This is a genomic window from Longinema margulisiae (assembly GCF_025266855.1).
Lineage (GTDB): Bacteria > Spirochaetota > Brevinematia > Brevinematales > Thermospiraceae > Thermospira.
In genome coordinates, this window is the sequence record NZ_CP053071.1 from 540,111 (window position 1) to 552,123 (window position 12,013).

Annotated in this window: 9 protein-coding genes; 1 reads left to right on the forward strand and 8 read right to left on the reverse strand. The window is 45.5% G+C overall.

What is annotated here, in order from left to right; genetic code table 11:
* Positions 1-103: 103 nt before the first annotated feature.
* The 8 genes from BREVNS_RS02525 to rpoN form a co-directional block, all read right to left on the reverse strand.
* A complete protein-coding gene (locus BREVNS_RS02525; protein ID WP_483427489.1) occupies positions 104-670 on the reverse strand; it encodes a hypothetical protein in 567 nt (188 codons plus the stop codon).
* A complete protein-coding gene (locus BREVNS_RS02530) occupies positions 648-1,298 on the reverse strand; it encodes a hypothetical protein (RefSeq protein ID WP_483427490.1) in 651 nt (216 codons plus the stop codon). Before BREVNS_RS02530 ends, BREVNS_RS02525 begins: the two co-directional genes overlap by 23 nt.
* Positions 1,299-1,348: 50 nt before the next feature.
* Positions 1,349-2,254, reverse strand: coding sequence for an SH3 domain-containing protein (locus tag BREVNS_RS02535; RefSeq protein WP_483427491.1), 906 nt, complete (start codon positions 2,252-2,254; stop codon positions 1,349-1,351).
* Between the two features lie 14 nt (positions 2,255-2,268).
* Positions 2,269-2,784, reverse strand: coding sequence for a hypothetical protein (locus BREVNS_RS02540; protein WP_483427492.1), 516 nt, complete (start codon positions 2,782-2,784; stop codon positions 2,269-2,271).
* A gap of 25 nt (positions 2,785-2,809) precedes the next feature.
* Positions 2,810-3,571 (reverse strand): NADase-type glycan-binding domain-containing protein, encoded by a 762-nt coding sequence (locus BREVNS_RS02545; protein ID WP_483427493.1) that lies wholly within the window; start codon positions 3,569-3,571, stop codon positions 2,810-2,812.
* Between the two features lie 11 nt (positions 3,572-3,582).
* On the reverse strand, positions 3,583-6,381 hold the full coding sequence (locus BREVNS_RS02550; RefSeq protein WP_483427494.1) for a LysM peptidoglycan-binding domain-containing protein: 2,799 nt from the start codon (positions 6,379-6,381) through the stop codon (positions 3,583-3,585).
* A 273-nt stretch (positions 6,382-6,654) separates the two neighbouring features.
* A complete protein-coding gene (locus tag BREVNS_RS02555; protein ID WP_483427495.1) occupies positions 6,655-8,613 on the reverse strand; it encodes a FapA family protein in 1,959 nt (652 codons plus the stop codon).
* 9 nt (positions 8,614-8,622) lie between these two features.
* On the reverse strand, positions 8,623-9,921 hold the full coding sequence (gene rpoN, locus BREVNS_RS02560) for an RNA polymerase factor sigma-54 (protein ID WP_483427496.1): 1,299 nt from the start codon (positions 9,919-9,921) through the stop codon (positions 8,623-8,625).
* 456 nt (positions 9,922-10,377) lie between these two features.
* On the opposite strand from rpoN, the gene BREVNS_RS02565 reads away from it, so the two are divergent.
* Positions 10,378-12,003: an alkaline phosphatase gene (locus BREVNS_RS02565; protein WP_483427497.1), complete on the forward strand. Its 1,626-nt coding sequence runs from the start codon at positions 10,378-10,380 to the stop codon at positions 12,001-12,003.
* Positions 12,004-12,013 lie beyond the last annotated feature (10 nt).

Below are 12,013 nucleotides of genomic sequence, written 5' to 3' on the forward strand. Positions count from 1 at the left end.
GCAAAATCTCCCACCACCCTTCTCCCAGAGAAAAGGGCTGGCCCTATTACTGTGTCGAGACCTTTACACATTCGTGCAAAGGTCTCAGATTTCAAAAGGCTATCTATTTTCTCATATGCAAATAATAATAGACCGGACAAACCAAATAGGGAACAACTACCATACCTATCACCCACAACATCTTAAAACACCATTTTATTTTGAAGTCCACCTTCAAAAGATGCCATAAAGTACCCCCTGCGCAAAACAACACTACTATACCAAAATATCGAAGAACCAGGTACGTCTTCCCCAAAAAAGGGAAAAAAACCAGCACAAAAATCCCAATGCCCCCAACCAGAGAATAAAGTATATCAAAAATACACTTTTTCTTGCTTTTCTCTGACTCATCCATAAACAAAAATACAAACATCGCCACAATATTAAACAAAAAAAGCAACACAATTTCCCGACTTTTCTCCGCAAAATTCTTCTTAGCATCAAAAAGAATACTAAGAAAAACCAGAAAAAAGAGAACTATGCCTAAATCAAGTATAAAATTAAGTTGAATCAATGTTTCTTCAAAACCTATTTTTCTCCCATAAAAGGAGAGTAAAAACACCCCCATACTCACTCCAAGAAAAGAGTAAAAAGTCTGAAACATCCCCCTACTTATTTCTTTTACCCACATCTTTGTCCCCTCTTGAGTTTATTTTTATATCCCGTGGATTCTTGATATACTCCTCCATCCTGTAAGATTCCACATTTTCCACCTCTTCAACCTTCACAATCTTATGCTCATAATAAAAAATTCCAAACGAAAAACCAACAAAACTTATACTCCCAATTTGCAAATCCCCTCCTGAAATAATAGAATAATCAAAAAATGGAAAAGAAAATGCTACACCTCGACTTTTCTTCCCTAAAAGAGAAGTAGGCTCACTATTCAAAGAAGAAACCCTCATTTCAGTAACCATATTGACTTCCAACTTGACAAATAACCCCCGATAAGTAGAATCCACAATAACCTTCTGGGTGCTTTGCCCTTGCTGTATTATGCCTTTTGCCATCCCCTTCCCGTAAACAAAGCCCGCAGCTGCTCCCACTCTATGGGAAAAATCTATATCTTCTGCAAGAATCCACTGAATTTCTTTGTTACCACGTTTTTGGGAGAAATTATTTTTTCCCCTTCCTCCTCCAGCAAACATTTCTCTTTCACTCATCCACTCCTTTGTCCCTAGTATCTGCGACGCTATCTTCTGCCACGGAGATTCCGCCGGTTGACTCCTCTCCCACTCTTGCCCTATCCTCTGGCTCATCGCCTTCTCCCCGGCTGTGGCCTCTCTCTTCTACACCAGGAAAATAGCCCTCACTCCTCCGGCTTCAAATAGATATCCACCATCCACCCACGAATCGGCTTCCCCTGCTTATCCTTCTCGTCCGTTTCCACATACACCCACAAGCCTTCCCTGTCCCCTACCCGAAACACCTCCTCACTTATCTCAAGCACCTTCACCCTCGCCCCCTTCTTCAGCCTCGTAAGCATCGCCGAATTCGTCGTCGGTTTAGCACGGATGTTCACATTGTCGCCGATGAGGTGAGCAAAATCTCCCTCAAGCACAGGTGGCACATCAGCTTGAGCCCACGGGGGAAAGTCGGATTTGTTGGTGAGAACAATCACCTCATTTGCAAATCTACTTTTCAAATCCCCTCCCTCCTCGTAGTAGAAGAATGCATAAAAAATTAATGCATTATTAAATTTCACTGCAATTATATTTGTATACCCATACAGTTTCCCTTTCTGACCTGTATTCCCACCCTCGATATCTCTACTCAAAAAAGTACCATCCGAGTAAACACGATAATAATCCGCATAATCAGGATAACCTGCAATTATAAACATCTCTTTCACATTTGTCAAAGGTTTCAAATGATCCTTGCCAAACAAATATCTTCCGAGCATCCATCCTTTGATAGTTAAGGAAGACCCATTTTTACTGTCTGTTTGGCCTGAATCTCCTGAATCTACATAATACCATTCCTCTACTTGGCCTCTCCTATTAGTAATATTGGTTTTACTTATTAGAAAAACAAAATCCAAAATATTTTTCTTTAAAATTTCTTCAGAATTTTGATCAGGCTCTTTATATAAAGGAGCACAATCTTCTAAAATACACACTTCCCCTCTTTTATTAAAAGGCACTAATTCCATTGAATATAATTTCTCAAAACACAAAATTATAATTAACATTATAGAAATATAATCAAGTTTCATAGTCCACCCCCTTTCTATCTAAATATTGTAATATGCAGATGATGTCTATGATCTATCATTAACCGTTCTTTGTCGTTAAATTTTTCCCGCTTTTGTTCCTGTGTCATGGCCTCATATTGAACTATACTCGTCTTCTTATCATTCAACACCTCTCGCCAAGTATTATTATAACTATACAAAGGGTCTTCGCTACATACTTTCCATGGATCTAAAACTTGATTTACTCTTGAATCATTCTGGAAAGCATTGTGTAACTGATGAATAAATTCTATGTTTTGATCGTATTGGTTGGCATAAGAAATATTACTCCCTGGGACTAAATTGTCTGTATTATTAAACCTCACCGTCACCCCATTCCTCGTCGCTGCCGTGATGTCTATACCTAACCCTTCCTTGTGCGGACTACCCTCACTATTCCGCCACAAGCTCGATACTTGTATCTCTGTCACACCAGTCTTCTTCATCACATCCACTACCACCCCCAGAACCTGGGAATTTGCCGCCAAATCTTTTATTCTCACCAGCCACATAGACCCTCTCTCATATTAGCTACCCCTACTTATCATCAGCCAAAAACCCAATCTCGCTTATACAGAGGTCGTTATACTGCGTGCCTTTGTAGATAGATTTTATAGTAAGAACTAATGCATACCCAATCGCATCGTAACCATAGTAATCTTTAAATATTCCCTGAGTATCCTGAATCCCTTTTTCAATCCTAAGACTTCTTATTCTCAAGGCGGTTTCTTTTTCATTACTACCAAAATGAATGGGAAAATAATAATTATTGGTGTATAAATAGCTATCGATGAGCATGATATTCGTACACAAAATAAGTTCTACCAAAGGTTCTGCCATGATATTATCAATTCGGAGAGGATTTACCAACAATGCTTCCCTTGGAGGTCCTGCTTCTAATGTGGCTCCCGTCACACCAACAAGATAGTAACGGTACAACTTTATTTCCATTTCTTTAACTCGATTATTTTTTAAAAACAAATTTTCACTTTTATTGTAACCATTTACTATCCAAACTCCCCTCTTCCATTCATCTACCATGTAACTACCAGAAAAAAACACAATCACTTCCTCTCCCACTCCACCATTCTCTCTCGTTGCCCACACCGTCGTTATATCTCCATCAAGTAAATTCTTCACAGAGTAATGACGCCCCTTCTCTTTCAGTTCAGAGGTGGCCCAGATCGTATAATCTGTATTGTTGAATAGATAAACAATCTGTTTTGTATCAATTTTTCCGCCATACATCCTCATAAAAATACCAGAAAGAACAAACCATATCAGAAAATATACTTTCATGCCTCTTCCTCCTACCTCAATGCTATAGTCATATACCATCTATAACCCACTTGAAACTCATTTACCCTCTCCCAATTTACATACACATTATACCCCTTTGTCATCGCTCCTGCCTCGGTTGAATTTTTATCATAATTAGAACTTCCATTTCTTCTCTTGGTCAAAGAAGGTCTTCCATAAGGATCTACAATGTAGATACCTCCTTCATCATATCCAGAATACACCACAACATGTCCTCCATGGGTCAATTTCGTACCCATAATAACTTGCACCCCGTTATTCAAGTAACTTTCATTAATCTTTCTAAAATAAATTTTGGCTTCCTCTCTATTTCTAAATGAGGGTTCTTTATATAACCATTTAGCAATCACTCTATCACCAAAATACTTATTTATCATCTTCTCCTCCACAGTCCCAACGGTTCTGGGTTTATTGTTTGGATGCTGTTTAGCTATTTTCATTATCTCTGCATCATTCCTTATCAGATTATCCAAGTGATCCTCAAATTGTATTCCTAACGCCGCTACAGGATTCTCGATCCCGAGATTGCTCAGCGCTATAGCCACACTGGTCGGAAAACACATCACTTCCCCTGTACGGTATCCAAGTGATTTATCATCCGCATTCGTGAGATTATTCCTCTGATTCATCTCTGTAAATTTGAACTTCTTCTGGTTCTCTAAAAGTTCTTTATCTGAAAGACTCTCTAACCTCTGCAGATACTGATTCACTATTTCTTCACTCAACCCCTTCTCCTTGAGACCTAAAATATAAGCCTTCGTGTTTTCCCTTAAAACATTCGCATCCATTATTTCTCCATCGCTCTTTTGCGGTGTCATCTCTTTCTTCTCATGAAAGGGATGACTTTCCTCAAGGTTAATCTTTTCCCCCACCTCTATACAATTCTCCCTCCCGCGTAGATGCGGGTTCATCTCTAAGAGCTTCTTCAGGGGTATCCCCGTCTTCTGGGATATCTTCACAAGCGTGTCCCCCTTCTCCACCGTATACACCTTCGCCTCAGAAGAAACCTCTTTTTGTTTACTCGCCTCCCTCTCCTCCATCATCCTCACCCGGGCCTCTCTTCTCCCCTCCTCACGATTCAGCACCTCCCCGGCTATCACTCCAACCCTCCTCTGAAGCTCATCAAACCCTTCCATCTCCTTCATCGTTCTCTCGACAACCTCCTGAAATCGCTTCATCGCTTCCTCGTCCCCCCTCTCAATCCCAGCCATCGCCCTATCAAGCCTGTCCTCTATCGCTGTCTCCCACCTCACCTCATCCTTGAAATAATCAAGCCCATGGGAAAAATTTGGATCACTCGCCTTCGCTTCCTCATAGAGCCTCCTCGCCTTCTCCATCTTCCTCTCATAATCCGCCTGATTCACCGCCTTCTGCCCATAATCGCTAATAGGCTTCTTCCCCCCTTCCTTCGCCCACTCCTTGCGCGCTATCTCCCACGCCCGGTTATATACATCACTATTCACATGCCTCTTCGGTGGTTTCGGCTTCGCCGTATCCCCCTCCTTCTTCCCTCCCGTTAAACCCTCCACCACCTTCGACGCCTCCTGCCCTACATACGCCGCTATCTTGCTCGCCGTATCCACAACCGAATTCACCGCTCCCGCAATCGCATTCCCTACCACATTCACCGCCTTCGAAACACCTTCCGCTATCGAAGACAAAAACCCCTTCTTCTCCGATGATGAAGATGAACTCGTCGAACTCCCGGAAGAAGAACTCTTCTCACTACTGGACGATGATGTGGAGGGTGTGTCTTCTTTCTTCCCCCCTCGCCCTTCTATGTCCTCCCCCTCCTGCTCCATCTCAAGCGCCTCCCTCACATCCTCAGGCGCAAGTTCCCCAAGCCTCTCCTCCACCAGTTTCAGCGCCTCTTCTACCCTCCCTATCTCTTCCTCTATCTCCTTTTTCCGTCTCTCTATCTCCTCTCTCACCCGCTTCGCCTCCCCATACGCCTCCCTCGCCCTCTTCTCCTCTTCCTTCGCTACCGCAAGCTCCTTCTCAAGCCTCTCCCTCTCCTCCGAAGACAAGCCCCCTTCTTCAAGCTTCCTCTCTATTCTTTCCCGTCTCCCCTTCGCTTCCTCATACGCCTCAAGTCGCCTCCCCTCCTCAAGTATCGCCTCCTCCCACTCCGCCGTTACTTCCTCCCTCTCCCTCTCAAGTTCCCTCTTCCGACCTACAAGCTCCCTCTCCCGCCTCGTTAGCCTCCCCCTCTCCTCACTCCGCCTCTTTTTCTTCTCCTCCTGCAACACCACAAGCACAAAACCCGCCATCGGATGCTGCTTACTGAACGGTAACCGGTTCTCCCACGGCATCGTGTCCCATGGATATCTCTTCTCATGCCACTGACGTACTCTCTCATCTAACCTCGTCTCCACCGTCCGACCTTCCCTCGCCGACGTTACCAGCGACCGAACCGCCGATACCACCTCCTGTATCGTAACACCCTTCTCCATGTATTTCCTCACAAGATGGGGATCCTCTCGCCCTTCAAACCTCTTCGCCTCTGTGTACCCTATCGCCCCATAGACTCGCCCCTTCGCCGCACTCTCCGCCCGCCACACCGCAAGCGTTACCTGTGACTCCGCCATACGAAAAGAACTATACACATCCTTCGCTTTCATCTCTGAAAGAAAACTCCGTCCCGGCAAAGAAAAAGAATGAACCATCGAATCTAAACGAAGATACTCCTGCCCATGCGCAAGAGTCCCGAGAAGACCGGCAAACGCCGCCCCTGCTACCACCTTCTTCACTTTCCGCTTCAGTGCGCCTTCATACCCATGGTACTTCATACCACACCTCCACTCAATTTTTATTCTTCAAACCCTTTTTCCCTACAATTATACCACACACCCCCCACCCTGTCAACTCTTCCCCGCTTCCCCCGTGAAAAATTTTCCTCTTTCGCCCCCTCTTTTACCATAGTCCCTCCTCCATGTCAATGGGCATTGGTCACAGGTTTGGGGGAAGAGATCTTTTTTCTTCAGAAGCAGAAGAAAAGGGTCTAAGCCCCACCATGAAACATTCCATTTGTGTAGGACCACAGAATGTACTCTCAATCATCCTCATCTTCGCTTCACCGCTGTCATCTTCTGAATGGTTTCGTCCATCCCTTTCGCCTTTTCATAAGGCGAGATCTTCACCTGCCCACCATCCCCAAGAGAGAAAGTCACAAACTGGAAATCGCTTTTTACCTGCAGGACCGCATTTTTTATTTTGACTTTGACACCGGGATAAACTGTCTTGCTCGCCGATATCTTGGCTTCAGAAGCAAGTCCCTCCAGATACTTCTGGATCTGTTCTATCTGGGTTTCTGTCTCCTGCAGAATATCCTTGAGTTCCTTTTGCTTGGCCACAAGATCATTATATATTTCTTCTTTATCAGGTGGCAGGGGACCACTGGCAAGAAGCATGGAATAATTAGTAAGCTGTTTATTGATATCAGGAAGTTGTTTTTTGATACTATCCCTCTGAGCAAGAAGAGTAGAAAGTTTGTCTTCGGCATCCGGATCAATGCCTACCTCAAGAATGGTTTCGGCATAGGCTTCGGTTCCAAGAAACTTGGCATTGATCTCCTGAAAGGCCCTCACACGCCCTCCCCCAATCTGAGAACGTCTCCCCCCCTGACAGAAGATTCGCTTTTTGCAGGAAACATCACTGTGCAGGATGGCCTCCGTCACCACAATATCCCCTTCCACACGGATATTGGCTCGCTCCACAAACTTGGCATACATATCCCCACCACAGACAATCTTGGCCTCATCCTTGCCCTGAATACCTTGTCTCACCACAAGATTCCCTTCGGCCGTGATATTGGCTTTTCCGACATTTCCTTTGATCTCCACATTGCCACCAGCATACACCTTGAAGGTATCATTGACATTGCCATACACCACCACATTGCCGGGAAAGTTGACATCTCCCGTACTTGGGCCCACATCTCCCCTCACCTCATACACAGGTTCCACATGGATACGACCATTTTTGAAAACCACCTGCCCATTGATATCCGAGATGAGTTGCATACCATCAGGAGAGAGATGGTTGTTATTTCCTGGGAGAAGGGGAACATCCTTTCCATCTCTTGCAGGAAGCACACGACCTGTCACCGTCTTGCCAGGTTTACCCTTGGTTGGCGGCTCCTTGACAGCCAAGATCTGCCCTGCCACTACCGACTGCACAATATCAAGGTCATGGAAATCCACCGAACCATCCTCCTTGACCTTGACGGCCACCTTGTCCGTATCTGTCTTGAAGTGGTACTTGATCTCGGCATCCTTGCCATCTTCTGGATAGTCTCCTTCAGCGACAATAACCGGCACGTTATACAGTTCATTTTCAAAGGCCTGGGTAATAGCCTCCTCTTTAATTCCATAATACACCTTCTTGGCCTTGAGAAGATTGATCACCTCATCATTCTCAGGAAACCCTCCTCCTTTTTCCGGACGGGTAACCGTCATAAAGGCCTTCATCTCATCCGTAGAAACCTGAAGCGATATTTTGGCATCAGCCGGTGTTGGAGCACGATCCCCAATCTTGACCCATTGTCCAGACGCCTGTTGAACTGCCTTTCGCAACAAATTCTCATCATAGCCTGTAATCCCTTTGTTGGACAGAATAGCCTTGGCCACCTCAAAAGCCACTGGTTTCCCCTGACCCTTGGGAGGATCTACCTTGACCATCAGGCTATGCGTACGGGGAATAACACGAAACACCCCATCCTGGTTTGTCACAAACTCGGGTTCCTCTCCACCAGCCCCACTCAAAAGCTCCACACCAAGGGAGATAGACTTGGTCTTTTTCACCAACACCCGCATGGGTTTACGACCAATCCCGAGAAACCCACTCTTTCCCCTCTCCAATATTTCATACTCCAAATTGATAAGACTGGTATTCCATACCTTTGCCGCCTCTTTCAAAGCCTCCTCAATAGAGAAAGCCAAAACCTCCACCTCCTGGGGACCCTGATCGGCTGTTGTTTCCATCACCTGATCGTGTTCGAGAAGTTCTCTTAGCCTGTCCATACGCCCTCCCTATCTCTCTACCCGTCTTGCATGAGCCGGCGGAATACCCAGTATGCCTCGATACTTGGCTATGGTCCGACGGGATACTTTGATACCCTTGTTCTGAAGAATACTCATGATCTGCTCGTCACTCAGGGGATCGGTCTTGTCCTCCTGAGCAATAATGTTGGCTATCATGTCCTGGATACCCTTTGAAGAAACCTCCTCTTCTGTGGCCGTCCTCACTGAAGAAGAGAAAAACTGCTTGAGAGGAATGATCTTTCCACCCACCTGAATATACTTGTCTTTCACCACCCGACTCACGGTTGATTCGTGGATCTCCACTTCCTCAGCGATATCTCGAAGCCTGAGAGGCTTCTGATACTGTGGTCCTTTGGTAAAAAACTCCTTCTGATGAGAGAGAATCGCATGAATCACCTTGTAGACAATCTCTTTTCGGCTCTCAAGATTTTCAATCAGCTGTTTCGCACTTGAAAGATTACTCCGAAGAAATTTCTTGTCCTCTTTGGGAAGTTTTCCTTCTTCATAGAGAGAGATATAGTACTGATCAAGCCTGACCTCGGGAATATAGTACTCATTGAGACGAATAGCAATATCCTCTCCATTCACCTCCACAAAAGCCTCAGGGATAACCACCATGGCGGTTTCTCCCCATCCTGTCACAGGGGTAGGTTTGAGTTCAGAAAGATTTTTGACAGCCTCTTCCACCTCATCCAAAGAAACCCGAAAGCGTTTGGCTATCTGGCTATATTGCTTTTTTTCCAGAAGATCTGCTGTCTGTTGCAAGATTCTCACCTCGAGACTCTCTTTCCCAAACTGTTCCTCAGCCTGAAACAGAAGAAACTCAAGCACCCCCTGACTACCCAACCCCTCTGGATCAAGACGCATCAGTTTCTTTCTCACCTGCTCTACTTCTTCGACCGTGTATTCTGTCCCTTCAATCAGGCTTCTTATATCCTGCCTGAAAAAACCATGTTGATCCAAGGAAGTAAGAAGAAGAACACCAATAGCCTCCTCTTTCTCATTCCAGCCAAAAAAATGGATCTGTTCCAACACATGGTCAAGAAGACTTTGATGTTCCGTCTGATTTTCAAAAACAAAATCAGGGGCCGTGGGAAGAGACTGCCGCCTCACTACCCGTTTCTCAGGAGAAGGCAGAGGATTCTCCAGTCGAATAAGAGGATTCCTTTCCGCCTCCTCAAGAAGTTTTTCCCGCAGTTCGGGCAAAGGAAGCGTCAGTATCTCCATTTGCTGGACAAGGAGAGGGGTCAATATTTGCCTTTGGTCCTGAATAAGTTGCTGTTTCATCTTTTCCTCTACAAAAAGTATGCCATATTTTTTATTTTTTTGCAAGTCTATGAGAAACTTTTTCTTATGAGTGGACTTTGGCTTTTTTGCTGAAACATCGAAATAGCCACCAACCCATGGGAAAATCTTTTCTCCACCATGAAAAGCTTTTCTCTTCTGAGACCTTTGCACGAATGTGCAAAGGTCTCAAAAAAGTAATAAAAAACAAGCATTAGTATAAACATATTTCTTTTCGTAATAAACAAACCTATTTCTTCAGCAAAAAAGACAAATAAGCCCTTGTAAACAGAAAACGCGGGGTTTCAGGGGCGCAGCCCCTGACCCAGACAGGGGAAGAAAACACCCGTGCAAGGGTCTCCTTCTACTTTTTCACCAAAAATTCATCAAAAATTCATACCCACTTCAAAATCCTCTTCTATCATAACGGTAGAATCTTTTCTCAAAAGGAGGAAAAAGATGAAAAGACTCGTATGGCTTATTCTTCTTGTCAGTGGCTACCTGTGGGGATATACCCTTCCTGAACTCCCCGCCAAGGTCAGCCCGGTGAAGAATGTGATTATTCTCATCCCAGATGGTATGAGTATGGGTGGATATACCCTTGCTCGCTGGTATCGTGGTGGAAAGCCCCTTGCCATGGATGATATGGCTTGTGGCCTTGTTCGCACCTACAATTCAGACACCCCTATCGCTGATTCTGCTCCAGCTGGTACCGCGTACGCCTGCGGTGTCAAAACCGTGACCAAAAATATTGGTGTAATGCCTGCCAAAGCCGGTATGCCCGGTGTTCCTGCTATTGTCCCCGGCCAGGAAAACCGTCCTATCGCCAACGTCTTTGAGGCTGCCCGGTTGGCTGGAAAGGCTACAGGGCTTGTTTTCACCTGTGAGGCACCCCATGCTACCCCAGCTGACTACTCTGCCCACTCAACGGACAGAAAACTCTACGATGAGATCTTGGAGCAACAGGTGTATACCGGTCTTGATGTGGTTCTTGGTGGTGGCTGGCACTTCCTCTCTGCCAATGCCAGAAAGGACAAAGAAGACCTCCTCTCTGTAGTCCAGAAAAACTACTTCTATCTCACCAATCGCAAACAGCTTCTCTCCCTGACAGGCCAGAAAAAGGTATGGGGTATGTTTGCCCCCAAGGCTATGTCCTATGATATCGACAGAGACAAAGAAAACGAACCATCTCTTGCCGAGATGACAGCCAAGGCTATTGAGATCCTCTCCTCCAACCCCAAAGGCTTTGTCCTCATGGTTGAGGGAAGCAAGATTGACTGGGCTTCTCACGCCAATGATCCCGTAGGACTCATCCACGATATCCTCGCCTTTGATGACGCCGTCCGTGTAGCCAAAGAGTTTGCCCAGAAAAACAAAGACACCGTGGTAATAGTAATGACCGACCACGGGAATGGTGGCATCACCATCGGTAGCTATGATACCTCTGAAAACTATGACAAGGTTCCTCTCGATGATTTTCTCCAGTTCATCAGAGTGGCAAAACGCAGTGGAGAGGGGCTTGAGAAACTCCTGTCGGCTAAATCTACCCCTGATCAGATCCGCAATACGGTGGCTTTCTATTATGGTATCTTTGACCTCACCGACGATGAGGTGAAGGCCATCCAGAATGCCTACACCAACGCCTCTCCCAACCTCAACTCCGTCGTTGGAAAGATGATAAGTAAACGCTCCTACATTGGCTGGACCACTCACGGCCATACCGGTGAGGATGTGCCGCTTTTCATCTACTCTCCCAAGAAAGATCACCCCACTGGAACAATCGAGAACACCCAGATTGCTGTGCTCACAGCCGCCTATCTCGGGGTTGATCTCAAGAGCACCACAGAAAGGCTCTTCATCGAGGCTATCCCAGAATTCCAGAAGAAGGGGGCTACCGTCGAAACTGACACCACCGATGCTGAAAACCCTGTGCTTGTGGTCAAAAAAGGCACCACGGTGGTGAAGATCCCCGTCAACAAGAACATTGCCTTTGTGAACGACAAAGTGACCACTCTTCCTGGCGTGAGTGTGTACATCAACAAGAAGTGGTATGTGAGCAAGGATGCCATAGACCTTATCAAATAAAAAGACCCTC

What these genes read in the sequence shown, in the direction of transcription:
- BREVNS_RS02525 (WP_483427489.1), bottom strand. Translation starts at nt 670, where the DNA reads ATGTGGGTAAAAGAAATAAGTAGGGGGATGTTTCAGACTTTTTACTCT.
- BREVNS_RS02530 (WP_483427490.1), bottom strand. Translation starts at nt 1,298, where the DNA reads ATGAGCCAGAGGATAGGGCAAGAGTGGGAGAGGAGTCAACCGGCGGAA.
- BREVNS_RS02535 (WP_483427491.1), bottom strand. Translation starts at nt 2,254, where the DNA reads ATGAAACTTGATTATATTTCTATAATGTTAATTATAATTTTGTGTTTT.
- BREVNS_RS02540 (WP_483427492.1), bottom strand. Translation starts at nt 2,784, where the DNA reads ATGTGGCTGGTGAGAATAAAAGATTTGGCGGCAAATTCCCAGGTTCTG.
- BREVNS_RS02545 (WP_483427493.1), bottom strand. Translation starts at nt 3,571, where the DNA reads ATGAAAGTATATTTTCTGATATGGTTTGTTCTTTCTGGTATTTTTATG.
- BREVNS_RS02550 (WP_483427494.1), bottom strand. Translation starts at nt 6,381, where the DNA reads ATGAAGTACCATGGGTATGAAGGCGCACTGAAGCGGAAAGTGAAGAAG.
- BREVNS_RS02555 (WP_483427495.1), bottom strand. Translation starts at nt 8,613, where the DNA reads ATGGACAGGCTAAGAGAACTTCTCGAACACGATCAGGTGATGGAAACA.
- rpoN (WP_483427496.1), bottom strand. Translation starts at nt 9,921, where the DNA reads ATGAAACAGCAACTTATTCAGGACCAAAGGCAAATATTGACCCCTCTC.
- BREVNS_RS02565 (WP_483427497.1), top strand. Translation starts at nt 10,378, where the DNA reads ATGAAAAGACTCGTATGGCTTATTCTTCTTGTCAGTGGCTACCTGTGG.